24 protein-coding genes are annotated in these 25,157 nt (G+C 71.0%); 10 read left to right on the plus strand and 14 right to left on the minus strand.

All coding sequences use genetic code 11. From position 1 onward, the window contains the following. Positions 1-3: 3 nt before the first annotated feature. The 9 genes from AB0D59_RS10070 to AB0D59_RS10110 form a co-directional block, all read right to left on the minus strand. Entirely contained in the window at positions 4-744 is a 741-nt protein-coding gene (locus AB0D59_RS10070; RefSeq protein WP_362563052.1) for a TetR family transcriptional regulator, read from the minus strand. A gap of 9 nt (positions 745-753) precedes the next feature. Beyond that, positions 754-1,248 carry a DCC1-like thiol-disulfide oxidoreductase family protein gene (locus AB0D59_RS10075; protein ID WP_362563055.1) on the minus strand — a complete coding sequence of 165 codons (495 nt, stop codon included), beginning with the start codon at positions 1,246-1,248 and terminating at the stop codon, positions 754-756. After that, the gene (locus tag AB0D59_RS10080) at positions 1,245-1,652 is read right to left on the minus strand and encodes a hypothetical protein (protein WP_362563058.1); all 408 of its coding nucleotides are present in this window, start codon (positions 1,650-1,652) and stop codon (positions 1,245-1,247) included. Before AB0D59_RS10080 ends, AB0D59_RS10075 begins: the two co-directional genes overlap by 4 nt. Positions 1,653-1,747: 95 nt before the next feature. Continuing rightward, positions 1,748-2,158: a VOC family protein gene (locus tag AB0D59_RS10085; RefSeq protein WP_362563061.1), complete on the minus strand. Its 411-nt coding sequence runs from the start codon at positions 2,156-2,158 to the stop codon at positions 1,748-1,750. A 101-nt stretch (positions 2,159-2,259) separates the two neighbouring features. Next, positions 2,260-3,039, minus strand: coding sequence for a succinate dehydrogenase iron-sulfur subunit (locus AB0D59_RS10090; protein ID WP_362563063.1), 780 nt, complete (start codon positions 3,037-3,039; stop codon positions 2,260-2,262). Next, positions 3,039-4,793 carry a succinate dehydrogenase flavoprotein subunit gene (gene sdhA, locus AB0D59_RS10095; protein WP_362563065.1) on the minus strand — a complete coding sequence of 585 codons (1,755 nt, stop codon included), beginning with the start codon at positions 4,791-4,793 and terminating at the stop codon, positions 3,039-3,041. Before sdhA ends, AB0D59_RS10090 begins: the two co-directional genes overlap by 1 nt. 19 nt (positions 4,794-4,812) lie before the next feature. Then, complete coding sequence (locus AB0D59_RS10100; RefSeq protein ID WP_351693256.1) at positions 4,813-5,295, minus strand: succinate dehydrogenase hydrophobic membrane anchor subunit; 483 nt, start codon at positions 5,293-5,295, stop codon at positions 4,813-4,815. A gap of 5 nt (positions 5,296-5,300) precedes the next feature. Then, positions 5,301-5,681, minus strand: coding sequence for a succinate dehydrogenase, cytochrome b556 subunit (gene sdhC / locus AB0D59_RS10105; protein ID WP_362563068.1), 381 nt, complete (start codon positions 5,679-5,681; stop codon positions 5,301-5,303). Between the two features lie 184 nt (positions 5,682-5,865). Beyond that, positions 5,866-6,438, minus strand: coding sequence for a 2-oxo-4-hydroxy-4-carboxy-5-ureidoimidazoline decarboxylase (locus AB0D59_RS10110; protein WP_362563071.1), 573 nt, complete (start codon positions 6,436-6,438; stop codon positions 5,866-5,868). A gap of 191 nt (positions 6,439-6,629) precedes the next feature. Here AB0D59_RS10110 and AB0D59_RS10115 point away from each other — a divergent pair, with 191 nt between their 5' ends. The 5 genes from AB0D59_RS10115 (at position 6,630) to AB0D59_RS10135 (ending at position 12,108) form a co-directional block, all read left to right on the plus strand. Continuing rightward, positions 6,630-8,261 (plus strand): glycoside hydrolase family 20 protein, encoded by a 1,632-nt coding sequence (locus tag AB0D59_RS10115; protein ID WP_362563526.1) that lies wholly within the window; start codon positions 6,630-6,632, stop codon positions 8,259-8,261. A gap of 76 nt (positions 8,262-8,337) precedes the next feature. Beyond that, on the plus strand, positions 8,338-9,126 hold the full coding sequence (locus AB0D59_RS10120; protein ID WP_362563074.1) for a DUF4328 domain-containing protein: 789 nt from the start codon (positions 8,338-8,340) through the stop codon (positions 9,124-9,126). Between the two features lie 330 nt (positions 9,127-9,456). Next, complete coding sequence (locus AB0D59_RS10125) at positions 9,457-9,996, plus strand: hypothetical protein (RefSeq protein WP_362563077.1); 540 nt, start codon at positions 9,457-9,459, stop codon at positions 9,994-9,996. Between the two features lie 156 nt (positions 9,997-10,152). Continuing rightward, complete coding sequence (locus AB0D59_RS10130; protein WP_362563080.1) at positions 10,153-10,533, plus strand: hypothetical protein; 381 nt, start codon at positions 10,153-10,155, stop codon at positions 10,531-10,533. A 102-nt stretch (positions 10,534-10,635) separates the two neighbouring features. Further along, positions 10,636-12,108, plus strand: a complete 1,473-nt coding sequence (locus AB0D59_RS10135; RefSeq protein ID WP_362563083.1) for an MFS transporter — start codon at positions 10,636-10,638, stop codon at positions 12,106-12,108. A gap of 20 nt (positions 12,109-12,128) precedes the next feature. On the opposite strand, the gene AB0D59_RS10140 is transcribed toward AB0D59_RS10135, so the two are convergent. Next, positions 12,129-14,399, minus strand: a complete 2,271-nt coding sequence (locus AB0D59_RS10140) for a peptidoglycan recognition protein (RefSeq protein ID WP_362563086.1) — start codon at positions 14,397-14,399, stop codon at positions 12,129-12,131. A 717-nt stretch (positions 14,400-15,116) separates the two neighbouring features. On the opposite strand from AB0D59_RS10140, the gene AB0D59_RS10145 reads away from it, so the two are divergent. Further along, positions 15,117-15,782, plus strand: coding sequence for an RNA polymerase sigma factor (locus AB0D59_RS10145; RefSeq protein ID WP_362563528.1), 666 nt, complete (start codon positions 15,117-15,119; stop codon positions 15,780-15,782). After that, the gene (locus AB0D59_RS10150) at positions 15,782-16,831 is read left to right on the plus strand and encodes a hypothetical protein (RefSeq protein ID WP_362563088.1); all 1,050 of its coding nucleotides are present in this window, start codon (positions 15,782-15,784) and stop codon (positions 16,829-16,831) included. Before AB0D59_RS10145 ends, AB0D59_RS10150 begins: the two co-directional genes overlap by 1 nt. A gap of 217 nt (positions 16,832-17,048) precedes the next feature. Here AB0D59_RS10150 and AB0D59_RS10155 read toward each other — a convergent pair whose 3' ends face one another. Further along, the gene (locus AB0D59_RS10155; protein ID WP_362563091.1) at positions 17,049-17,972 is read right to left on the minus strand and encodes a L,D-transpeptidase family protein; all 924 of its coding nucleotides are present in this window, start codon (positions 17,970-17,972) and stop codon (positions 17,049-17,051) included. A gap of 98 nt (positions 17,973-18,070) precedes the next feature. Between AB0D59_RS10155 and AB0D59_RS10160 the strand changes: the two genes are divergently transcribed. Both AB0D59_RS10160 and leuE read left to right on the plus strand, forming a co-directional pair. Further along, a complete protein-coding gene (locus AB0D59_RS10160; protein WP_362563094.1) occupies positions 18,071-19,651 on the plus strand; it encodes a methylmalonyl-CoA mutase family protein in 1,581 nt (526 codons plus the stop codon). 48 nt (positions 19,652-19,699) lie between these two features. After that, positions 19,700-20,356, plus strand: coding sequence for a leucine efflux protein LeuE (leuE, locus tag AB0D59_RS10165; RefSeq protein WP_362563096.1), 657 nt, complete (start codon positions 19,700-19,702; stop codon positions 20,354-20,356). 17 nt (positions 20,357-20,373) lie between these two features. Here the strand turns inward: leuE and AB0D59_RS10170 are convergent, their stop codons facing one another. Beyond that, the gene (locus AB0D59_RS10170) at positions 20,374-21,765 is read right to left on the minus strand and encodes an FAD-dependent monooxygenase (protein ID WP_362563098.1); all 1,392 of its coding nucleotides are present in this window, start codon (positions 21,763-21,765) and stop codon (positions 20,374-20,376) included. 71 nt (positions 21,766-21,836) lie between these two features. On the opposite strand from AB0D59_RS10170, the gene AB0D59_RS10175 reads away from it, so the two are divergent. Continuing rightward, on the plus strand, positions 21,837-22,487 hold the full coding sequence (locus tag AB0D59_RS10175) for a TetR/AcrR family transcriptional regulator C-terminal domain-containing protein (RefSeq protein ID WP_362563101.1): 651 nt from the start codon (positions 21,837-21,839) through the stop codon (positions 22,485-22,487). 264 nt (positions 22,488-22,751) lie between these two features. Here the strand turns inward: AB0D59_RS10175 and AB0D59_RS10180 are convergent, their stop codons facing one another. Together AB0D59_RS10180 and AB0D59_RS10185 are read right to left on the minus strand one after the other, a co-directional pair. Further along, positions 22,752-23,666 carry a class I SAM-dependent methyltransferase gene (locus AB0D59_RS10180; protein WP_362563103.1) on the minus strand — a complete coding sequence of 305 codons (915 nt, stop codon included), beginning with the start codon at positions 23,664-23,666 and terminating at the stop codon, positions 22,752-22,754. Positions 23,667-23,839: 173 nt separating this feature from the next. Continuing rightward, complete coding sequence (locus tag AB0D59_RS10185) at positions 23,840-24,949, minus strand: acyltransferase (RefSeq protein ID WP_362563105.1); 1,110 nt, start codon at positions 24,947-24,949, stop codon at positions 23,840-23,842. Positions 24,950-25,157: the final 208 nt, after the last annotated feature.

Raw genomic sequence — 25,157 nt, forward strand, 5'->3', positions numbered from 1 at the left:
TGATCACTTACCCTTCGCCTTGACCGCGGGGTCGGGCAGCACCCGCGTCATCCCCGGCAGGAAGTCCGTGAACAGCTCGTGGACCTCCAGCACGAGCGGCCGTAGCACCCGGAACCGTGCGAGGGAGACGCCTCGCGCGGTCAGCCGGGCCCCCCGCTCGGCGAGCCGGTAGCTGCGCTCGCGCCCCTCGGTGCGGTCGAAGATCCAGTACAGGACGAGCCCCATCTGCGAGAGCCACATCAACTCCGGCAGGATGTCCCGCAGTTCCGGCGCGACCTTGGTCTTCGCCCCGGCCAGCACCTCCCGGTGCACGCTGATCGCCTGCACGCGCGCGTGCTCGCTCTCCGGGGAGAACGGGCTGAGCGGGCTGTCGGGGTCGGCGGCGTTCTTGAAGAAGTGGACCGCGAACTCGTGGTACGGCAGGGCGATGTCCAGCCACACCTTGAGGACTCCCGCGAGCCGCGCCTCCAGGTCGGTCTCCCGGTCCAGGACCTCGCGGACCGCCACCCGGTGCTCGGCGGCGAGCTGGTCGTAGAAGCCCTGGATCAGGTGTTCCTTGCCGGCGAAGTAGTAGTACGCGTTGCCCACGGAGACCCCGGCCTCCGTGGCGATGGCCCGCATGGTGGTCTTCTCGTAGCCGCGCTCCCGGAACAGCCGCATCGCCGTCTCCAGGATCAGCGCGCGGGTCTGCTCGGACTTGCTGGGCGTATCGGCCTCGACAGGACCGTCGTTCTTCGCGGACACGGACAGAGCCTAACGAGTTGCGCAGACGTCGCCGGCACAGCCCGGAGGGTCGTAGATCCACCCGAGTCCGGGGTCGTACGTCCACCCGTCCTCGCGCCGGTAGACCTTGCCGCCCCACTGGGCGCCCCGCCACCTGGCGGCGGCGAGCACCGCGCCCCGGGCCAGCCGGGCTCCGGCCGGGCTGCTCAGCTTGTGGGCCAGCGGCCGGTGCTCCCGGAGCGCCCACAGGACGACGATCCAGGCGGCCGTGGACCGGTAGACCTGCCCGGAGTCGCCGACGACGGTGACCTCGTCGAGGGTGGCGGAGTGGTCGAGTCCGGGGAAGCGGGCGCGGGCCTCGTCCGATGCCGCCGGGACCAGGGTGAGCGGCACCAGCTGGGGCTGGCGCCCGAGCCAGTCGCGCAGGTGGGTGCAGAGGGTGCACTCGGCGTCGTAGAGAACGGTGAGCCCGCGGACCGGGACGCGCGTGGCGCCCCGGTCGTCGGTGGCCGGCACGGTGCTCACGCCCCGGCCGCCGGCGCGGTCCAGCCCTGCGGCGGGACGGGCGGGAGCTGTTCCTTCTCCATGACCCCGCGCCGCCGTATCCGGTTGAGGACGTACACGTTGCCGAGGTGCATCACGCCGAGCACCAGCAGCACGACGCCGAGCTTGGCCGACAGGGCCTCGAAGATCCCCCGGGTGTCGTCGATGGTGTCGCCGGTGTGCAGGTACAGCGCGACGAAGCCGAGGTTGACGAGGTAGAAGCCGACGACCAGAAGGCGGTTGACGGCGTCGGCGAGCTGCTCGTTCCCGTGCAGGACGTCGGAGAGGAAGATCCGCCCGTTGTGGCTGAGCGTGCGGGCCACCCAGATGGTCAGTCCGATGCTGACGAGCAGGTAGATGACGTAGGCGATGACCGTGCGGTCCATGCCCCACCCCTTCTTGAACGCGTTCAAAACGCTGACAGGGATGACTGTAGCGCTGCTTTTGAACGTGTTCAACTCAACTGTGGGAGTGACCCCGTTCACGCCCGCCGCGCCAGCTCCGGCCGCTTGCTGTAGTCGGTGAACCCGAGGACGTTCCCCCAGGGGTCGGCGATCTCGACGGTCCATCCGGTGGCGACGGAGAACGGCGCGTCGAGCACGGCGATCCCGGCCTCGGCCAGCCGCCCCGCCGCGACCCGCGCATCCGGCACCTCCAGCCACAGCCGCGGCGCGGCCCACACCGGCGTCCGCCGCCCCAGCCCCGCCTCGGCCCGCAACAGGATCCCGGGCGTCTCGCCTCCGACCTTCAGCAGGGCGATGCCGCCCTCGTCGAACCGGAACCCGACCGTGAACCCGGCCCGCTCGTAGAAGCCGACGGCATCCGCGAGATCCCCGACGGGGAACAGCGCGTTGTCGAACCCGAGCAGTTCGTACGACTCGTCATCTGACATACCGTCAGGTTAGAACCACCCACCCGCACCGGCCGCAGACACGCGGAAGGGCCCCGCTCCTTCCGGGGAGCGGGGCCCTTGTGGTCCTGGCGGAGCCGGGATCAGAAGCGGCGCGTGATCAGGGCGCGCTTGACTTCCTGGATCGCCTTGGTGACCTCGATGCCGCGCGGGCAGGCGTCCGTGCAGTTGAAGGTCGTGCGGCAGCGCCAGACGCCGTCGCGGTCGTTCAGGATCTCCAGGCGCTGCTCGGCCGCCTCGTCACGCGAGTCGAAGATGAAGCGGTGCGCGTTGACGATCGCCGCCGGGCCGAAGTACTGGCCGTCGTTCCAGAAGACCGGGCAGGACGACGTGCACGCGGCGCACAGGATGCACTTCGTGGTGTCGTCGAAGCGCTCGCGGTCCTCGGCGGACTGCAGACGCTCGCGTGTCGGCTCGTTGGTGTCGTTCGTGATGAGGAACGGCATCACGTCCCGGTACGCCTGGAAGAACGGCTCCATGTCGACGACCAGGTCCTTCAGGACCGTCAGGCCCTTTATGGGCTCGACCGTGATCGGCTTCTCGGGGTTGATGTCCTTGATCAGCGTCTTGCAGGCGAGGCGGTTCTTGCCGTTGATCCGCATCGCGTCCGAGCCGCAGATGCCGTGCGCGCAGGAGCGGCGGAAGGTCAGCGTGCCGTCGACGTCCCACTTGATCTTGTGGAGGCCGTCGAGGACGCGCTCCTTCGGGTCGATCTCCAGCTGGAAGTCTTCCCAGACGGCGTCCGCGGAGACCTCCGGGTTGAAGCGGCGGATCCGGAAGGTGACCGTGATGTACGGGGAGTCGGCGAAGCCGGGCTCGGGCTCTCCGGCCGCGTCCGCCTTGTCCAGAACAGGGGTTGCCATCAGTACTTACGCTCCATCGGCTGGTAGCGGGTCTGGACGACCGGCTTGTAATCGAGACGGATGGACTCGGCGCCGTCGTCGCCCACCTCGCGGTACGCCATGGTGTGGCGCATGAAGTTGACGTCGTCGCGGTTGGGGTAGTCCTCGCGGTAGTGACCGCCGCGGGACTCCTTGCGGGCCAGCGCGGAGACCGCCATGACCTCGGCCAGGTCCAGCAGGTTGCCGAGCTCGATGGCCTCCAGCAGGTCGGTGTTGAACCGCTTGCCCTTGTCCTGGATCGAGACGTTCCGGTAGCGCTCGCGCAGCTCCGCGATCTTCTCCACGGCCGTCTTGATCGTCTGCTCGGTGCGGAACACCATGACGTTGGCGTCCATGGTCTCCTGGAGCTCCTTGCGGAGCGTGGCGACCCGCTCGTTGCCCGTCGAGGTGCGCAGCCGCTCGATCTGCGAGACGACGAACTCGGCCGGGTTCTCCGGCAGGTCCACGTAGTCCGCGGTGTGGCTGTACGCCGCGGCGGCGATGCCCGCCCGGCGGCCGAACACGTTGATGTCCAGCAGGGAGTTCGTGCCCAGCCGGTTGGCGCCGTGCACCGACACACAGGCGACCTCGCCGGCCGCGTACAGGCCCGGGACGACCGTGGTGTTGTCGATCAGGACCTCACCCTGGACGTTCGTCGGGATGCCGCCCATCGCGTAGTGCGCGGTGGGCTGGATCGGGATCGGGTCCGTGTACGGCTCGATGCCGAGGTAGGTGCGCGCGAACTCGGTGATGTCCGGGAGCTTGGCGTCCAGCTGCTCCGGCGGCAGGTGGGTGAGGTCGAGGTAGACGTGGTCGCCCTCGGGACCGCAGCCGCGGCCCTCCCGGATCTCCGTGTAGATGGACCGGGAGACGACGTCACGGGACGCCAGGTCCTTCATGACCGGCGCGTACTTCTCCATGAAGCGCTCGCCGTCCTTGTTGCGGAGGATGCCGCCCTCACCACGGGCGCCCTCCGTCAGCAGGATGCCCATGCGCCAGATGCCGGTCGGGTGGAACTGGAAGAACTCCATGTCCTCCAGCGGCAGCCCCCGGCGGTAGACGGCGGCCTGGCCGTCGCCGGTCAGCGTGTGCGCGTTGGACGTCACCTTGAAGAACTTGCCGGTGCCGCCGGACGCGTAGATGACCGCCTTCGCCTGGAAGACGTGGATCTCGCCGGTCGCCAGCTCGTACGCCACGACACCGGCCGAGCGCTTCTCGCCGTCGACCTCGGTGATCAGCTGGTCCAGGACGTAGAACTCGTTGAAGAACTCCACGCCCTCCTTGACGCAGTTCTGGTACAGCGTCTGGAGGATCATGTGACCGGTGCGGTCGGCCGCGTAGCAGGACCGGCGGACCGGCGCCTCGCCGTGGTTGCGGGAGTGACCGCCGAACCGGCGCTGGTCGATCGTGCCGCCCGGCGTCCGGTTGAACGGCAGGCCCATCTTCTCCAGGTCGAGGACGGCGTCGATGGCCTCCTTCGCCAGGATCTCGGCGGCGTCCTGGTCGACCAGGTAGTCACCGCCCTTGATCGTGTCGAAGGTGTGCCACTCCCAGTTGTCCTCCTCCACGTTGGCCAGCGCGGCGGCCATGCCGCCCTGCGCGGCGCCCGTGTGGGAGCGGGTGGGGTAGAGCTTGGTCAGGACCGCGGTGCGGCTGCGCTTCGTCGACTCGATGGCCGCGCGCATGCCCGCGCCGCCGGCGCCGACGATGACGGTGTCGTACTTGTGGATCTTCATGATTCTCGCAGCCCCGTGCCTAGCGGATGTTCGGGTCGAAGGTGAAGATCACCAGTGAGCCCAGCAGGATGGTGAACACCGTGGCCGTGTAGAGCAGCCCCTTCAGCCACAGCCGGGTGTTCGCGCGCTCCGCGTAGTCGTTGATGATCGTGCGCAGGCCGTTCGCGCCGTGCAGCATCGCCAGCCACAGCATCAGCAGGTCCCAGACCTGCCAGAAGGGGCTCGCCCAGCGGCCGGCCACGAACGCGAAGCCGATCTTCGACACGCCGCCGTCCAGCACCAGCTGGATCAGCAGGTGGCCGAGGACCAGGACGACCAGCACGACGCCCGACAGACGCATGAAGAGCCAGGCGGCCATCTCGAAGTTGCCCCGGGTGGACTTCGGGGACTTCTTGGTGCGTTTGCGCGGGGCCTCGATCAGAGGGGCCGGGTTGTCGACGTTGAAGAGGGGGGCGCCCTCGACGGGCCCGACGCCGGCTGCGGTGGTTTCAGTGGTCGACATCTGCGTCAGCTCCCGAACAGGACACGAGCGGCGTGGCCGAGAACGGGGTAAATGGCCCCGGCCATCAGGACGACCCAGACACCGACGACCGTCCAGAGCATCTGCTTCTGGTAGCGCGGGCCCTTCGACCAGAAGTCGACGGCGATGACGCGCAGGCCGTTGAGCGCGTGGAAGAGGATGGCGGCCACGAGGCCGTACTCCAGCAGCGCGACGATCGGCGACTTGTACGTGGCTACGACCTTGTCGTAGTCCTCGGGGGAGACACGGACGAGAGCGGTGTCCAGCACGTGAACGAACAGGAAGAAGAAAATGAGGACGCCGGTGACTCGGTGAGCCACCCAGGACCACATTCCTTCCCGGCCGCGGTACAGCGTTCCAGCCGGCACGGAAGTCCCTCCGGGAGCGGGGATTGGAGCCGCGCCGGCTTGGTGTCGGTCGGGCCCGGCCGGGTACGGTCCACCGGCCCCCAGCATCGTAGCGATGCGCCACCGCTGGGCTTACGCCGGGCCTACCGGTGTGATCAAAGTGGCACGCGTATGGGTTAGCCGGGCGGCATCCGGGGTTGTGCTGTCATCTGCCGGGTGCGGCGCCGTGGGGGTTGTTCGCGTCCCGCGGTGGAGGCGCTGATGAGCACTGCCCCGCGCCCCTGAGGAGGATCAGGAGCCGTCCTCGTGCCAGGCGGCGGAGTTCCTCCGCTGTCACGACCCGCTCTTCCTCCGGATCGTTTGTCAAACGTGATCGGATGCCTTCCAGGACGCGGTCCAGTGACTCGCCGGGGGGCATGTCGCCCAGGTGGATGACGAACACGTGTCCGAACTTGGCCTCGTAGGCCGCGTGGGCCGCGGTCAGGGCCGTGTGGGCCGCCGAATAGGTGTCCTCGGGCAGCTCGGGGAGGAACTCGCCCGCCAGGGCCTCGGCGAGGTCTGCCGGGGACAGGTCGTAGGCCGCCTCGTCCGCCGCCGCCAGCAGGGACTCCACGTCCGGGTAGGGGCGGTGGTCGGCGAGCCGACGGGACCAGCGCAGGCTGCGCAGGCAGTACAGGAGGAGGGCACCGACCTCGTCGTCGGGCGCGGTGTTGAACGCGTCCAGCGGGGTGGGGAGGTGGGGCAGACGGTGGGCGGCCAGCGTGGGTCCTCGCGTCACATGCGGTGTGGCAGGGGATGCTGTGAGAGATGTGTCGTCGACGTTATCGAGGACGTTCACGGTGTGTCGGTTGGTTGCCTCAATTTCACCCGAAGGGGAGAGTTTCGGAGCGGTCGGATGACATCCGTGCGGTGGATGCGTCGTACGTTGGACCGGTGAGCCACCACAAGCGCAGGCCCTCGGCGCGGCAGGTGACACGGAGGCGGGCGGTGATCGCCGCGGCCTTCGTGGGGACCGTCGCGCTCGGCACCGGCATCGGCGTCTGGGCCGCCACTTCGGGTGACGGCGGGACCCCGGCCGGCTCGGCCGCCCGGCAGTCGTCCGGGGGCAGGACGGCCGCCTCGTCCGCCGATCGGGCCGCCGCGACCCCCACCCCCTCGCCGACCCGCAGCTACCCCCTCTCCCAGGCCCCGCGCACCATCCCCGCCGTGCGCTCCCACACCGCCGCCCGCGGACCCGGCTGGCGCCCCCAGCAGGGCGGGCGGGTCGTGGTGAGCGACGCGGCGCTCATCGACGAGGGGCGGCTGACAGCGGGTGAGCTGGGACTGTCGTACGCCGGCCAGAAGGCGGCGAACGAGGACGTCAGGGCGGGCGACCTGCGGCTCGACCTCGGCGGGACCGGGGACCCGGAGTCGTACACGATGACCGTGCGCGGCGGGTCGGTGCGGATCAGCGGGCCCGGTGACGCGGGTGTCTTCTACGGCACCCGGACGCTCAAGCAGGAGGTGCAGGGCGGCGGCAGCGCCCCGGAGGGGGTCGTCAGGGACCAGCCGGCCAAGCCGCAGCGCGGGTTCATGCTGGACATCGCGCGCAAGCCGTTCACCGCGGGCTGGATCGAGAGCCGGATAAAGGAACTGGGCGATCTGAAGTTCAACCAGTTCGGGCTGCACTTCTCCGACGACCAGGGGTTCCGGATCGAGTCCACCACCCACCCCGAGATCGTCTCCCGGGACCACCTGACCAAGGCTCAGGTCAAGCAGATCGTCGCCCTCGCCGCCGGTCGGCACATCCAGGTGGTGCCCGAGATCGACTCGCCCGGTCACCTCGGCGCCGTCCTCGCCGCCCACCCGGACCTGCAGTTGCGCAACGCGCAGGGCGTCGCCACCAAGGGCGCCATCGACATCTCCCAGGACGACTCGGCGAAGATCGTCGACGACCTGCTCGACGAGTACGCCGACCTGTTCCCGGGCTCCTACTGGAATCTCGGCGGCGACGAGTACCAGGCGCTCACCGTCGCCGACCCGCAGGCCTCCTACCCGCAGCTGGCGGCCGCCGCCCAGGAGGCGTACGGCGCGTCGGGCACCGTCGCCGACCTCACCACCGGCTGGCTGGGCGACCGCGCCGACACCGTCCGCGCCCACGACCGGACCATGCGGGTCTGGAACGACGGCTTCTTCCGGGGCACCTCCGTGCAGCCGGCCAAGGACCTCCAGGTCGCCTACTGGACCGGCAAGGAGATCGGCGCCCGGCAACCGGTGGAGTACCTGAGCGCGGGGCGGGAGGTCCTCAACTACAACGACGAGTTCCTCTACTACGTCCTCGGGCAGCCCAACACCTTCGTCTACCCGACCGGACAGCGGATCTACCAGCAGTGGACCCCGCGCGTGCTGCGCGGCACCGGCGCCGTGGCCACGCGGTACGACCCACAGATCCTCGGCGGCTCCTTCGCCGTCTGGTGCGACCTCGCGAACTCCCAGACGCAGGACCAGGTCGCCGCCGGCATCCGGATGCCGCTGCGGGCCACGATCCAGAAGCTCTGGGACCCGGGCACCCCCGCCATGTCCTGGACCGACTTCAAGACCCTGGCGGGCAAGCTGGGCTGACATGCGCCGAGAGGTGGACGTACGGCGGTGACGGGCCGTATGTTCCGCTTCCGCGCGCGGACCAGGGGAGGGTCCCGTGCCCTACCCCGGGGGAACCGTCTTGATCTGCGCCCGCTGCCACCACTTCGCCGCCGCGCCCGGCGCGGCCCTGTGCCGACGCTGCCTGGGCGCCTCGCCCGAGCCCGTCCCGGTCTTCGGCAGCGCGCCGGGGCTGTGGCTGCGCTCACCCGTGGGCCTCGGCTGGGCCGCCGCCGTGCTGCTCGGCGCGGTCGTCGCCGCCGACCTGTTCGCCGTCTGCGCGGACCTCCTCCAGTACGACGCCACGGGCGCCCTGGCCGACGGGGAGACCGGCGCCGCCGCGTTCCGCCGGGCCGACCGCGCCGACTCGCTCTCCGGCCTCGCCGTCGGGGCCCAGGCCCTGTCCCTGGTCAGCTGCGCGGTGGTGTACCTGTGCTGGTTCCACCGGGTGCGGGCCAACGCCCAGGTCTTCAACCCGCTCGGACACCGCAAATCGCCGGGCTGGGCGATCGGCGGCTGGTTCGTGCCGGTCGTGAACCTCTGGTACCCGCACCGGATCACCCTCGACATCTGGGACGCCAGCAGCCCGTGGGGGACGACCCGTTCGCATGCGCTGATCAACGCCTGGTGGACGCTCTGGCTGGCCTCGCTGTTCGCCGGCCGCGTCGTGACCGGCGGCAACGGCGACACCGAGGGCGCGGCCCAGGCCCGTGACGACGCCCTCGGGATGCTGGTCTCGGACGCCCTCGACATCGCCGCCGCCGTCCTCGCGATCCTCGTCGTGGTGCGGCTGACCCGGATGCAGCACGAGAAGGCGCTGGCGGGCGCCGCCCCGGCAGCACTCTGAGGCACGGCCGCACGCGTCTGGCGGACTCCGGCGCCCCTGTGGTGTGTTCGGCCCGGGACGGGACTACTCACCCGAACCCCACGACGCCGGCGGCCGTGCCGTTGCCTGGACCGCCGAGGCCGGGCACGCCGCGGACCCCGGCGCGCTCCTCGCCGTACTGAGCGCCGGTCCCGAGCCATAGGCGGCGTTGGCCGAAAACCCTTTCTTCCGACTGCTCGGTCTACTGAGCGTCGTACCGCTGTGACACTCCCGGGCGCTTGCACGCAGTAAGGGGAAGTGCGGGCTCCGTACAGGTCGGCGCCTTGGTACGTACCGATTGGGGGGCGTGGGATGAGCCTGGTGGAGCTGATCGCGCAGGCCGATGAACGCGGGCTGGCCGTCAGCGGACTGGCTTGTTTGGACCGGTGCGTGCCACTGCTCGGAGGCGACGACCTGGTGCTGCGGCCGCTGTGGACGAGTCTCGCCGACGACTCCGGATGGGGCGAGGGCCTGGAGAAGGCCCGGGGCGCCCTCGCCACCGGCGAGGCCGAGGCAGGGCTGCTCGCCCGTCGCATGCTCGACGCCGCCCCCGTGGACCGGGATCCCGACGAGGTACGGCGGTGGGCCGACGCCTGTTCCGTGGCCTCGCTGCGCATCCACCGGCTCCTCGACCCCGCCGAGGACCCGGCACCCTCCGTCGACACCCGCCGCGAGGGCGGTACCGAGGACATGTCCCCGCTGGTCGCCGCCGAACTGCGCCGCCAGGTCACCGTCCTCGAACTGCTCGCCGGCCATGGCGAGGCCGGGCTGCGCCGCGCGCTGGACGTCTCCACCGAGGGCCGCCGGGTGCTGCGCGCGGTGGTGTCACGCCGGGCCCGCGGGCGCGGCTGAACCGGGCCGGCGGGCCCACCTGAGAGGTTCCTGTGAGTGCCGTGCGGCGGAGCTGCGGCGGACTTGCGGGGGTCCTGCACCGGTTGCCGGAACACCCCGAACCGGAGTGACGAAACCGTCGCTGACCTCGCTTTTCCCTATGTGACAGTTCACTACGTGACAGCACAGCAGCAGACCAGGCCGCACGCCGCCACGAAACCGGCGCGCTGGGCGGCGGACGCGGTGGCCATGATGCGCGAGGGCGCGCGGGTCCGGCTCGACTACTCGGCGCAGAGTCTGTGGCGGGTCGACCGGGTGATCGAGGAGATACGCCGGGAGGGCGCGCCGTACGACGCGGTACGGGAGATGCTGCGCGGCCTCGGGTGCTACGCCGGCGAGGTGATTGCCCGTCAGACCGGCGCCGAGTGGTGGTCGTCCGGTGGCGACCACTGGATCCGCACCCCGGACGGCCGGCTCTGGGACCCCGTCGACGAGGCCCGGCGGTGTTACGGCGGCCACGGTTCGCTGCGGCTGCTGTGCCGGGACGCCGTGGGGTAGCCATGGGGCAGCCCTGAGGGTCGGCCGGGGGGGCTCGGTAAAAACCCCGCAATAGGAGACGCGGGCGTTCCCAAGTGGCTTGGCCGGGAGCACGATTGGCCCATGGCCGACAACCGACGCTGGTGGGCCCTGGTCGTCATCGCACTGGCCCAGCTGATGGTCGTGCTGGACATGACCATCGTCAATATCGCGCTCCCTTCCGCCCAGGCCGCTCTGCACATGTCGGACGGCAACAGGCAGTGGGTCATCACCGCCTACACGCTCGCCTTCGGCGGACTGCTGCTGCTCGGCGGCCGGATCGGCGACCTCGCCGGGCGCAAGCCGGCGTTCATGACCGGGCTCGTCGGCTTCGCGGCCGCCTCCGCGCTCGGCGGCGCCGCGGCCAACTCCGGGATGCTGTTCGGGGCGCGGGCCCTGCAGGGTGTGTTCGCCGCGCTGCTGGCACCGGCCGCGCTGTCGCTGATCGCGACGACGTTCACCGACCCCAGGGACCGCGGGAAGGCCTTCGGCATCTTCGGCGCGATCATCGGCGCCGGTGCCGCGGTCGGACTGCTCGCGGGCGGCTTCCTCACCCAGTACCTGGACTGGCGCTGGTGCCTGTACGTCAACGTGCCCATCGCCCTCATCGCCTTCTTCGGCGCGCTGGCCCTGCTCGCGCCAGGGGAGCGCCACCCCGACGCCCGCCTCGACGTACCGGGCGCACTGCTGGGGTCGGCCGGGATGCTCTCCCTCGTGTACGGCTTCTCCGAGGCGGAGCCGCGGAGTTGGAGCGACGGCCTGGTGCTGGCCCTGCTCGCCGCCGGGGTCGTCCTGCTCGGGGTGTTCGGGCTGTGGCAGACGCGGGCGCGGGTGCCGCTGCTGCCGATGTCGGTGGTGAAGGACCGTCAGCGGGTGGGCGCCTTCCTGACCGTGCTGCTCGTCACGATCGGCATGTTCGGCGTCTTCCTGTTCCTCACCTACTACATGCAGGGCGTCCTCGGGTACTCGCCGGTCAAGACGGGCGTCGCCTATCTGCCCATCACGGTCGGCATGGTCACCGGCTCCACGCAGGTCGCGGCCCGGCTGCTGAACAAGGTGCCGCCGCGGGTGCTGATGGTCCCGGGGCTGCTCATCGCGGCCGGCGCGCTGGCGATCATCGCGCAGGTGGGCACCGAACCCGCGTACGCCTCGCACATCCTGCCCGCGATGCTGATGCTCGGCCTCGGCATGGGTACGGCCATGATGACGTCGGTGTCGCTGGCCACGGGCAGTGTCGCGCCGCGTGACTCGGGGGCGGCCTCGGCGACCTTCAACACCGCCCAGCAGGTGGGCGGCTCGATCGGCACGGCGTTGCTGAACACCATCGCCGCGAGTGTGACCGCGCGCTATCTGACGGCGCACGCGGGGCCGGGCGTGAACCGGCGGCAGCTCCAGGCGACGGCGCTGGTGCACGGCTTCAACGTCGCCACCTGGTGGGCGATGGGCGCGCTGCTGCTGGGCGCGCTGATCGCCGGGGTGGTCGTGAACGCGGACCGGGCGCCCACCCCGCAGACTGCGCGGGAGCGGACGCCCGAACCGGTCGACTCGGCCACTTGAGCCTGGCTACTTGAGCCCGGCTACTTGAGATAGACCAGGCCGTCCGTAGTGATCGTCGGACGGCCGCTGGTGCCGACCACGACGATCTTCACGGTGTGCTTGGCGCCGGCCGACCAGGTCTTCGTCCAGATCGCCTGGCGGTAGGAGGTCGTCGAGGACTTCAGGTCGACGGTCGCGACCTTGGTGCCGTCGACGTAGACGTACGCCTGGCCCGAGGTGGACGCCCGCGAGACCACCCAGGACGCGGACCGTCCGGTGAAGGTCCAGGTCAGGCTCGCGCCCTTGGAACCGCTGGAGTACGACTTGCCGCCCAGGTAGTTGGTGGACGAACGGGCCGTCCAGGTACCGGACTTGGTGGCCGAGGTCTCCTGCATGATCATCGGGGTGAAGGACGGCGACGAGGTGCGGGTGTTGCCCGCGTAGTCGTACGCCTTCATCGACCAGGTGCTCGCGGTGGCGGACTTGGCCGTGCGGCTGGAACTGGTCGTGGTCGGTCCGAAGGTGGCCGTCGTCGGGGTCAGCAGACTCACCGACTTCAGCGCGGCGTTGTCGGTGGCCTTCCAGCCGAGGGTGACCGGGACGGCCGTGGTGCTGACGGTGCCGGTGCGCAGAGAGAGCTTCGGCGCGGTGGTGAACGTCGGCGCGGTGGTGTCGGTGACGACGGTCACCGCGGCGGTCGTCGTGGTCCTGCCCGACTGGTGCACGGCTCGTACGGCGACGGTGTGGCTGCCCGCGCCGAGCGTGGCGCCCACCGAGGCGGCCGTGCCGGAGGCGGTAGCGGTGACCTTGCCGTCCACCAGCAGCTCGAACTTCGAGATCAGCGAACCGGGGGTGGTGGCCGACCACTTCGCCGTGAGCGCGCCCTTGGTGTAGTACTTCGAGCCGGACAGGCTCGCGCCGGACAGCGAGGTGAGCTTCAGGCCCTGCACCGGGCCGGCCGCCCAGGCGCGGATCGTCGGCAGCTGGGGGTAGAGGGAGTTGCCGGGGCACTGGGTGTTGTAGCCGTCGCGGTGACCGGAGATCCGGTTGAAGGTGTACGCGGTACCCGCGGTGAAGCTGGTGCCGAAGAAGTTCGTCTGGGTCGCGCCCGCCGTGAGCTTGACGGTGCCGGCGGGGTCGGCGCCGTACTGGCCGAGCTTCCAGGCCGCTATTCGGGCGACCGACGCGAGGGCCGCGTCGGTGGCGCCGCTGGAGGTGTAGTCACCGAGCACCGCGATACCGGCCGACTCCCGGTTCCAGCCGTAGGTGTGCGCGCCGAGCACCGGCCGGTCGACGCCGCCCTTGCGGCCCTCGAAGATCGTCCCGCACTTGTCGACCAGGAAGTTGTAGCCGATGTCGTTCCAGTGCTCGGTCTGCGTGTGGTACGCGTAGATGCCCCGCACGATCGCCGCGGAGTCGGAGCAGGAGTAGTCGTTCGTCCCGTCAGTGTGGTGGACGAAGACGGCCTTCACGTCGGCGTTGTACTCCGACGGGTCGGGGCTCAGCGACTCGTCGGCGCCCCAGCCGGCGCGCGACACGATCGGCGGCTCGGGGACGGTGGACGGTGGCGCGGTGGGCGTGGTCGCCGACGGGCTCGCGGACGCGCTCTGCGAAGCCGACGCCGAGGGGGACGCCGACGTGGAGGCCGAGTCGCTCGGGGACGCCGACGCGCTGTCGCTCGGGGAAGCCGGGTCGGAGGCTGTCACGGACGCACTGGGCGAGACGGAGTCGGCGGGCGAGGCGCTGTCGGTGTCGGCGGGCGACGCGCTGTCGCTCGGGGTGCCCTCCGCCACGTACGCGGCCGGTTCGGCCTTCGTCTCCGCGCTGGTCGCCACCCCGGGGTCGACCAGGTTCACCTGGAGTCCCGTGGGCAGACCGGAGCTGGTGGAGCCGTCCTGGTGGACGACCTGTACCTGGACACCGTCGGAGGGGCCGACCCACAGCGGCTCGGACGCGCCGCGCGCGTCGGGCTCGGCCTTCGGGTCCTCCAGCGGGTCGGCCGCCTCCAGGTCCTGCCAGGCGGTCCACTCCCCGGTGTCGACACTCCGGGTGCGTACCTGGGCCGTGCCGTGCAGCCGCTTGGTCGCCCCCGTCCAGGACACGCCGAGCATCGAGAACCGCGCGGTGTTCGTACGCGGCAGCTCCCGCTCGCCGCTCGCGCTGCCCTTCAGGGCCAGTTCGTAGACCTTCACCGGTCGCTTGGCCCGCCCCTCGGCGCCGTGGCCGGCGGACGGGCTGGCGACGGCGTACGTCACCACACCCCCGCCGCCCAGGACCACCGCGCCGAGCGTCAGCCACGCCCGTCGCTTCATGCTCAACGGTCTGTACGCACGCTTTCCGCGTGAACTCACTCGTCCCCACCCCTAGAAAAAGACCACGGCTGTCGCACCTGGCACACCTGTCGCACAGGTGACCCTTAGAGACAGCGTCCGGTCCTGACCAAACGTCACTCGCCGATGGCCGCCGAGGTGAACACGGCCTGGCAGCGGTTGGCGCGGGCCGCGGGTGGTGAGACGAACGCAACCGCGTGCTGCGCCCAGGTGCTGTCGCAGACGATCACGAATGGAAGGAAGTAGGGCAAGTCCAGTCATACGAAACAGCCCGACACCACGGGTCATTCGAACAAGGCGACCGATCCCGCGTATCGGGAGCCGTGGCGGCGAACCGGCCCTGAGCCACTCGGCGTTGTCGCGTCCACGAGGCACCGAGGCAACGGCCGGGGCCGCCACCCCCCACAGGAGAGGCCCCGGCCGTCGCGCGGCACGGACCGCGCGGCGGCCCGTACTCTCTTCAGCGCCATGAGTGCGTTTTCTGTCACACCTCAGGGCGTCACGAGTTAGTTGCAGATTGTACGGACGTGGACGGCGAGCGGTTTCAGGTCGTAACGTGCCTTTCGCGCCGGGCCGCGGAGGACGCATGACCACCGCAACCATCTGCGTCCCGATTACCGCAACCATCAATTGAGGAACCACGACGGCGAGGACCACGTCCGCGAGAGCGGCGCCGGATTAGGCGCGAAGAGGGATCGGGTGCTGGGGGACGACGCGGAGTTGACCGCCGCGGTACGTGCGGCACAGGGCGGGGACGAAACCGCCTTCCGCATCGTCTATCGCGCGGTGCAGCCCCGCCTGCTCGGATACGTCCGCACACTCGTCGGCGATCCGGACGCCGAGGACGTCGCCTCCGAGGCATGGCTGCAGATAGCCCGTGACCTCGACCGGTTCGAGGGCGACGCGGACCGGTTCCGCGGCTGGGCCGCCCGGATCGCCCGCAACCGCGCCCTCGACCACATACGGATGCGCGGCCGCCGCCCCGCGATCGGCGGCGACGAGACGGAACTGACCGGCCGGGCCGCCGATTCGGACACCGCCGGCGAGGCCATCGAGGCGCTGACCACCGACTCCACCCTCGCCCTCATCGCTCGGCTGCCCCAGGACCAGGCCGAGGCGGTCGTCCTCAGAGTCGTCATGGGCCTCGACGCCAAGACGGCCGCCGAGACGCTCGGCAAACGCGCCGGCGCCGTCCGCACGGCCGCCCACCGGGGCCTGAAGAAACTCGCGGAACTCCTCGGCGCCGACCCGGAGCAGGCGGGAGGCGTCCTCGACGCGCTTCCGCCCCAGCGAGAACCGAAGGATCGTACGGTGACGTCCGCCACTGTGACGCATACGCGTTCGCGGACGCAGAAGGACATGTGATGGCCGACGAGCAGGACAAGTGGCTGAACCGGGTGACGGCGGAACGTCTGCTGCGCGGTGAGTCGCTGGAAGCCGTCGACGAATCGGCCCGTGACCAGGCAGAACGCCTTGCCAGGACGCTCGGCGCGCTCTCCGTGGGGACCGCGTCGGCCACCGTCGAACTCCCCGGCGAGGAGGCCGCGCTGGCTGCCTTCCGCAAAGCGCGCGAATCCGCCGGGGACGAGTGGACCTCCGTGGCGCGGCAGCCGGCCCGGTTCGGGCGTGGCTCCGACGCGGGTCTCATCCGCATCGGCGCCGGTCCCCGGCCGCCCCGTGTCCCTGCCTGGGCCCGCCCCGCGCGGTTCGCCCTGGCCGCCGCCCTGACCGCCGGCATGCTCGGCGGGGTCGCGGTGGCCGCGGGTACCGGGGTGCTGCCGACACCGTTCGGCGACGACCGCCCCGCGCCGGGAGCCTCCGTCTCGGCCGCCGGTACCCCCGTACGCCCGCAGGGCTCGCCCTCGACCGAGTCCCTGCTAGGCGGCGAGACCGGCGCGCCCTCCGCCGGTGCCACCTCCCGCGCCCCCGTACAGCCCTCGCCCGACCCGTCCGGCAAGCCGAAGGACCGGGAGACCGGTTCGCGCGGCACCTCCGGGAACGGATGGAGCCGTGCGCTGGCGTTCTGCCGTGACATCCAGGACGGCAAGTCCCTGGGCGCCGACCGCAGACGTGCCCTGGAGGGCCTGGCGGGCGGCGCAGGACGGGTGAACAAGTTCTGCAAGGTCCTCATCGGCGCCGGCGCGGGCGGCAAGAACGGCGTCTCCGACGACGGCAAGGGCGACGGCAAGGGCGACGGCAACGGCCAGGGCGGCCAGAACAGCGGCCCGGGCGGCGGTGACAGCGGCAGCGGCGGCGGCCAGGGCGGTGACGACGACGGTCAGCCCGGCCGAAGCGGAGGCGGCGGCCGGGGCCACCACCGTCAGGACGGTGTGGCCGCCTCCCCGACGGCGTTCGCGCCCCTGCTGCCGAACCGGGCCGACCCCTCGCCCGACCCCACATACAGCGCGCTTTGACCTTTACGCACCGCTGTGACCTGCGGTTTTGAAAGGCGCTGAACTTTTTCCCGGCAGGGTGTGACGTTTTCGGCGGCGGCGGCGCAGTACAGAGTGAGCCGACTGGTCATCGGCCGTCGCACAGAGCCGGGGTTCCCCCCGTACCCGTGGCTCGTGCATCGGCGCGGGCGGGACACGTTCCCCCGGTCCCGCCCGCGCCCCACACATCGCCCGGCACTCACCAGTAGACGACGACCTTGTCGCCGTTGCGCACCTGCGCGAAGAGAGCCGAGACCGCCGCCTCGTCCCGGACGTTGACGCAGCCGTGCGAGCCGCCCGCGTAACCCCGGGCCGCGAAGTCGTAGGAGTAGTGCACCGCCTGGCCGCCGCTGAAGAACATCGCGTACGGCATCGGGGAGTGGTAGAGCGTCGACACATGGTGGCGTGACTTCCAGTAGATGTGGAACACGCCCTCACGGGTCGGGGTGTACTGGGCTCCGAACCGCACCGACATCGTCGAGACCGTGCGTCCGTCGACCATCCAGCGCAGCGTCCGGCTGGTCTTGCTGATGCACAGCACCCGGCCGGTCAGGCACCGCGGATCGGGCGCGGCGGCCGGCTGACCGCCCATCAGATACAGCTCCCACTTGCCCGGCGTGTGCGTCATCCTCCGCAGCCGCTGCCAGGTCACGGCGTCGGTCTCGCCCGTCTGCGGCAGCCCGCGCTTGCCCTGGAAGCCCTTGACGGCCTGGGCGGTGAGGTCGTCGTACGTCCCCGTCGGCCCGTCGAACAGCCAGGCGACCTGGCGCAGCCGGGCCTGGAGCTCACGCACGCCGGTACCGGTGTCGCCGCGGGTGAAGACGATGTGCGGCGGGGTGGTCTCGACGACGGACGGTGTCGGGGCGGGAGCCGCACGGCGCGCCCGGCCCGACGCCGCGCCGGACGTCGGGCCGCCTGCTCCGCCGGGTGCCGAGCCGGCTGTTCCGCCGGGTGTCCGGGTGGGTGGAAGCTCGACATGGACGGGCGAGTTCCCCTTGCCGTCCGTGCCGTCCGGCGGCTGCACCGTGCAGCCGCAGAGCGCGGTGAGTGCCGTGAGTACGGCGGCCGAGGCGAGCGCGCCGGCGGGCCGCCCCACGATCCCTGAGTACCCCGAGACCTTCATGCCGAGGATGCTTCCCCGCGTGACCGCCGCCGAACAACGGGGCATGGTGGGAAGTGAGAGACGTACCGGCGTACTGCGCACCACGGAGGTCGGCCACCATGGTCCGTGAGTCGGAGTCAGGACTGCCCGTCGAGCCGGTCTACGGCCCGTCGGCGCTCGCGGGCTGGGACCCGGCCGAGAGACTCGGCGACCCGGGTTCGTACCCCTTCACCAGGGGCGTCTACCCGACGATGTACACCGGCCGCCCATGGACCATGCGCCAGTACGCCGGCTTCGGCACGGCGGCCGAGTCCAACGCCCGCTACCGGCGGCTGAACGCCCACGGCACCACGGGCCTGTCCGTCGCCTTCGACCTGCCCACCCAGATGGGCCACGACTCCGACGCCCCCCTGGCGCACGGCGAGGTCGGCAAGGTGGGCGTGGCGATCGACTCGATCGACGACATGCGGGTGCTGTTCGGCGGGATCCCGCTGGACAAGGTGTCGACGTCGATGACGATCAACGCCCCGGCCGCCGTGCTGTTGCTGCTCTACCAGCTGGTGGCCGAGGAGCAGGGGGTGAGCGCCGACCGGCTGACCGGCACGATCCAGAACGACATCCTCAAGGAGTACATCGCGCGGGGCACGTACATCTACCCGCCCGGACCGTCCCTGAGGCTGATCGCGGACACCTTCCGGTACTGCCGGGCCGAGATCCCGAGGTGGAACACGATCTCGATCTCCGGCTACCACATGGCCGAGGCCGGGGCCTCCCCGGCGCAGGAGATCGCCTTCACGCTCGCCGACGGCATCGAGTACGTGCGGACCGCGGTCGCGGCCGGCCTGGACGTCGACGACTTCGCACCCCGCCTGTCCTTCTTCTTCGTGGCCCGTACGACGCTCCTCGAGGAGGTGGCCAAGTTCCGTGCGGCGCGCCGGATCTGGGCGCGGGTGATGCGGGAGGAGTTCGGGGCGCGGGACCCCAGGTCGCTGATGCTCCGCTTCCACACCCAGACGGCGGGCGTCCAGCTGACCGCCCAGCAGCCGGAGGTGAACCTGGTCCGGGTGGCCGTCCAGGCCCTGGCCGCGGTCCTCGGCGGCACCCAGTCGCTGCACACCAACTCCTTCGACGAGGCGATCGCCCTGCCGACGGACAAGAGCGCGCGGCTCGCCCTGCGCACCCAGCAGGTCCTGGCCTACGAGACCGACGTGACGGCGACGGTGGACCCCTTCGCGGGTTCCTACGCGGTGGAGCGGATGACCGACGACGTGGAGGCCGCGGCCGTCGGTCTGATGCTCCGGGTCGAGGAACTGGGCGGCGCGGTGGCGGCGATCGAGGCCGGTTTCCAGAAGGGCGAGATCGAACGCAACGCCTACCGCATCGCGCGGGAGACGGATGCGGGGGAGCGGGTGGTGGTCGGCGTCAACCGCTTCCGGCTCGACGAGGAGGAGCCGTACGAGCCGCTCCGCGTCGACCCGGCCATCGAGGCCCGGCAGGCGGAACGGCTGGCGCGGCTGCGCGCCGAACGGGACCGGCCGGCCGTCACCTCGGCCCTGGCCGCCCTCAAGGAGGCCGCCGAGGGCGACGACAACGTCCTCGGCCCGATGAAAGCGGCCCTGCGGGCGCGGGCGACGGTCGGGGAGGTGTGCGACGCGCTACGGGAGGTGTGGGGCGTGTACGTCCCGGCGGCCGGCTTGTGACCCGTGGCGCAGGGGGCGGTGTCAGACCCCCGTGCGAGACTTCTTCGCATGTTCGGTGTCATCGATCTCCCCACCTATCTGGCAGGCCTCGTCCTGATCGTCCTGCTGCCCGGCCCCAACTCGCTGTACGTGCTCTCGGTCGCCGCCCGGCAGGGCGTACGGACGGGGTACACGGCCGCCGCGGGGGTGTGGTGCGGCGACACCGTGCTGATGACGCTGTCCGCGGCCGGGGTGGCCTCGCTGCTCCAGGCCAACGCCGTGCTGTTCGGGATCGTGAAGTACGCGGGCGCCGGCTATCTCACCTGGCTGGCGGTCGGCATGCTCCGGGCGGCCCGGTCGATGTGGCTCGCGCGCCGGGAGCGGACGGTGGCCCAGGACGCGGCACCCGAGGCAGCCGGCCCGCAGGAGCGGCCGTACCGCCGCGCCCTGGTGATCAGCCTCTTCAACCCGAAGGCGATCCTGTTCTTCGTCGCCTTCTTCGTGCAGTTCGTGGACCCGGGATACGCCTACCCGGCGCTGTCCTTCGTCGTCCTCGGCGCCTTCGCCCAGCTGGCCAGCTTCCTGTACCTGACCGCCCTGATATTCAGCGGCACCAGGCTGGCCGCCGCCTTCCGCCGCCGCAAGCGGCTGGCGGCGACGGCGACCTCGGCGGCGGGGGCGCTGTTCCTGGGCTTCGCGGTGAAGCTGACGCTGGCCAGCGCCTGAGGCAACGCCGGCACCCCTTAGAGCGCGCTCCAGGCCCCGGTGCGCCCGGCGTACTCCGGCAGGCCCCGAGCCGTGTCGCCGGCCCACGCCACATAGCCGTCCGGGCGGACGAGGAACACACCGGCGCCGTACGACTCCGGGGCCCGCAGCCGGCGCACCGACTCCGGGACGGTGTGGACCGGGTCCGGGGCCAGCAGGGTCCAGTGCGGTCCTCGGAAGGCGTCGAACATCCGCACCCCGTCCGCGTTCCGTCCGTCCGGTGCGCGGTCGCCCGCCCGCACCGGTCCCGGGTCCGCGCGGGTCTCCTCCGTCAGCGAGGACTCCCGGTAGCCGATCCCGAGCTGGACCGTCGCCTCGCCGCGCCGTACCTCGCCGTGGTGGACGCCCGTCGAGAGGTTCAGCATGGCGGCGGCGTTCGCGTGGCGCTCCTCCTCGTAGGTGTCGAGGAGCGCGTCCGGGGCGTCGCCGGCGAGCACCGCGCCCAGCTTCCAGCCCAGGTTGTAGGCGTCCTGGACGCTGGTGTTCAGACCCTGGCCGCCGGCCGGGGAGTGGACATGGGCCGCGTCTCCGGCCAGGAAGACCCGGCCCACCCGGAAGCGGTCGGCCAGGGCGGCGCGGGGACGGAAGTCGGAGGCCCAGCGCAGCTCGGCGACGTCCGCCGCGTCCAGGTGGCTGTACGCCGACACCAGCCGCCGTACACCGGCCAGGGACAAGTCGGCTTCCGTGCCCTCGGGCAGCTTCGCGGCCAGCTGGAAGTCGTCCGTGCCGGCCAGCGGGCACAGCGCCACGCCGTTGCCGTCGTCGCCGACGAAGACGTGCCAGTGGTCGCGGTCGAGGCCCCGCACCCGCAGGTCGGCCACCAGGAAGGGGTTCGGGTCGACCGACTCGCCGGTCATCCCGACGCCCACCGCCCGCCGTACGGCCGAGCGGCCCCCGTCCGCCGCCACCACATACCGTGCCCGGGCGGTGCTGCCGTCGGCGAAACGGGCGGTCACCCCCTCCGCGTCCTGCTCCAGGCCCGTCAGCGCCCGCCCGAACCCGACCCGGCCGCCCAGCTCCAGCAGCCGCGCGTACAGCACCTCCTGCGTCCGCCACTGCGCGACCATCAGCGGATCGGTGTACGGCGCGCCCTCGTCCGCCGCCACCTCCTCGAACATCGGCTTCGTCCCGACGGGCTCGCCGTTCTTCCAGAACAGCTGGGGCGGATAGGGACCGCCGGCCGCGCGGAGCGCGTCGCGCACCCCGAGGTCGTCGAAGACCTCCTGGGTGCGGGGCTGGATCCCCTTGCCGCGCGAGCCGGGGAACAGCTTCTCGCCCGCCTCCACGACCAGCGCGTCGACCCCGCGCCGGGCGAGGTCGATACCGAGGGTGAGTCCGGTGGGACCCGCGCCCACGATCAGAACATCCATCGCACATCTCCTTAACGCCGTTAAGTGCCGTTGACCGGAAGGCTGCCCTTAACGCTGTTAAGCTGTCAAGCGTGAGCACGGAACGACGCACGCCCCTCGACCGCCGCCGGGTCGCCGACACGGCCCTGCGCCTGCTGAACGAGGCCGGCCTGGACGGACTGACCCTGCGGGCCATCGCCAAGGAGCTGGACGTCAAGGCGCCGGCCCTGTACTGGCACTTCAAGGACAAACAGGCACTGCTCGACGAGATGGCGACGGAGATGTACCGCCGGATGGTCGCGGGCACGCGGATCGACCCCTCCGGCACCTGGCAGGACGGGCTGCGCACGGTGAGCGGCGGGCTGCGCGCGGCCCTGCTCGGCTACCGCGACGGCGCCAAGGTCTACAGCGGCTCACGCTTCACGGGCATCGACCACGCCCCTGAGCAGGAGGCGTACCTGCACGTCATGACGGAGGCCGGCTTCACCCTCGCCCAGGCGGCCCAGGCGGGCATCACGACGAACGCCTACACCATCGGCTTCGTCATCGAGCAACAGGGCGTCGAACCCCTCCCGGGCCAACGGCGGGAGGGCTACGACGTGGCCGAACGAGCCCGCGTCCTGGCCGACTTCCCCTTGTCGGCAGCGGCGGGCCGGGAAATCTTCACCGACTACGACCGCCGGTTCGAGGAGGGGCTGGAACTGGTCATCGCCGGAATCGGCGCACGCTACGAGATCGCCTGAGGGCGAAGCGTCCACGGAGAGCGAGGCGGCTGTACCGCGCGGGCACGACCGGCCGTGCGTTCACACACGTGCGTCCGCCCGCGTCAGCGCCCCGGCGGGGCGCGGGCAACTACGCCGGCAGCCACACAACGCACCCGCACCCCAGCCGCGGCAGAGGCGCGGGGCTGTGACACGTGCGGCTCCACCACGTGGGCGCGAGCAACCACAGCGCACCCGCACCCGCCCGACACCCCACCGCGGCACCGCGTGGCACCCCGCCACGCCCTACCGCATCGCCTTCCGCAGGGCCCGCGTGAGCACAGGCGGCAGCAGGTCCACCGCCACCCGTCGCACCCGGCTCCGCCGCCGCGCCGGCACCGCCGCACCCGGCGCCGCAGCCGCGGAAGCCGGCTCGGGCGCTTCCGGCGCCTCCGGCACATCCGCATACCGGGACACCGGAGACTCCGGCGCCGGCATCCCCTTCGACTTCAGCCGTATGATCCGGTGCCCCGCGGCCTCCTGCATGCTCAGATGGCAGTCGCTCCGCCCCCGCACCATCTCGATCAGCTCCTCCTGCACCGGCCCGGGGTCGCCCCACGTCCCGTACAGCTTCTGCGTGCTGATGCAGACAGGGCTCAGTCCGCGGTTGAGGACCGCCTCCCAGGTCGCTATGGAGACGCCGGGCGTGTGCTCGGAGCGGAAGTCGTCGAGGACCACGATCCCGTCCGGCAGCAGCAGATCGCGCGCGGCTCCTATGTCGCCGTGCACATGCTCGTACAAGTGCGACGCGTCGACGTGCACGAACCGGCAGGTGCCGGACGGCACTTCGGCCGGCACCACGGAGCTGGGCCCCTGGAGCACGCGCGGCAGCTCGTCGTGGAAGGCGAGGTAGTTCTCCTCGAAGAGGCGCCGGGTCAGCTTGCTGTACGACTTCGTCGACTCCGCCTGGTTCGCGTGGTCGGGTGCGTCGCCCTCGAAGAGGTCGCACACCGTGAACGACTCGCCGGGCCGCAGGTGCCGGCCGGTGAAGATCGCGCTCTTGCCCATGTAGACCCCGACCTCAAGGAGGTCTCCCCGCATTCCGGAGTCCTCCTGGCGGCCGAGGAACCAGTCGAAGAGGACCTGGTCGAGCACGGGGAACCAGCCGGGCACGTCGTCGAGACGGCGGGGCAGTCGGGTCGTTTCCTGGGTGGTGACCATGTGGAGGAGGCACTCCCTCGATACGCGATCGGCAGCCTGTGGGAACCCTGCTCGGTGGCTGTGCACGGCCAGGGCTCTACGGCGCCTGCCCGCCGTTCGGCTCCGAAGTCAACGGAGAGGTGAACGGCGGGCCAAGACATCCCTAAGTTAATGAAGGGTGAATTCGGATCGAATCAAGAGTTCTTCAGGGCTCTTTTCAATTTCGGACCGAACGGTGTCTCCACAAAGCGGTGGATCAGCCAGGCGAGCCCGAGCATCGCGAGCACCGTCGCCGCCAGCGTGGGCCACGGCGGCAGCCCCCAGCCCCGGTGCAGCACCCTGATCACGAACCAGCCCAGGTGCTCGTGCACCAGGTAGAACGGGTACGTCAGCGCCCCGGCCGTGGTCAGCCAGGGCCACGCCGCCCACCGCGTCCAGCCCGCCGCCACCGCCGCCACGGCGGCGTAGGCCAGCGTGACGACCAGCATCACCACGTACGGGTTCCGGGGCGAGCCGGCGTGCCACAACCCCTCGGTGGCCATGCGCAGTCCGAGGATCCAGGAGAGCGCCACGATGCCCCAGGGCAGCGCCTGGTTGCCGAAGCGGTGGACGAGGTAGAGGGCCAGGCCGCCGATGAAGTACGGGGCGTACTCGGGCATGACGACCAGCTCGGTCCACGCGCCGCCGGCCGAGGTGCTGAGCACCGCGGCCAGGGTCCACACCGAGCAGAACAGCACCACCCTGCGGTAGGTGACGCCCGGCAGGACCACGAGCAGCGCGAACAGGGCGTAGAAGCGCACCTCCACCCAGAGCGTCCAGCACACGCCGAGGACGCGGGGCGCGCCCACCGGCTGTTGCAGCATCGTCAGGTTGACCAGGAACTCGTCGAGCCGGACCGCGTGCACGACGGCCGGCAGGGCCAGGGACGCGCCGGTGATCAGTGCCAGGGCGGCCCAGTAGGCGGGGTAGAGGCGGGCGACGCGGGAGCGGAAGAAGTCGCCGAGGGAGCGGCCCCAACTGCTCATGCAGATCACGAAGCCGCTGATGACGAAGAAGAACTCGACGCCGAGGCAGCCGTAGACGGCCGCCCGGGACAGGGTCGGGAAGACGTGGGCGGGGTTCTGGTGCCAGGACGCGGAGACGACTCCGCCGCGTCCTGTGTAGTGGTAGAGACAGACCATCAGGGCGGCCACGAGCCGCAGTCCGTCGAGGGCCAGAAGTCGGGTGCGCGGTCGTCCGGGTGGGGCCGGAGTGACGGCAATCTTCGCAGGCGGGGGCGCGGTTGTGGGGGTTGCGAGAGACATGGTCCGAGACGCCTACCCGGCTCCGGGCGGTTAATCATCCGATCTGTTCACAGAGTCCCCGAGACGTGGAAGCCCAATACCGTCACCTGGGGGAATCATAGAAAGTGTGCGGTGAACCTGCTAACCATTCTCTTACCCGTTGTGATTCGTTAACCATATAGTCGTTTTGGCTTCCTAGTTTCTCCATCCATCCCCCCGGTGCGGGTCA

This window comes from Streptomyces sp. NPDC048417 (genome assembly GCF_040651615.1).
GTDB lineage: Bacteria > Actinomycetota > Actinomycetes > Streptomycetales > Streptomycetaceae > Streptomyces.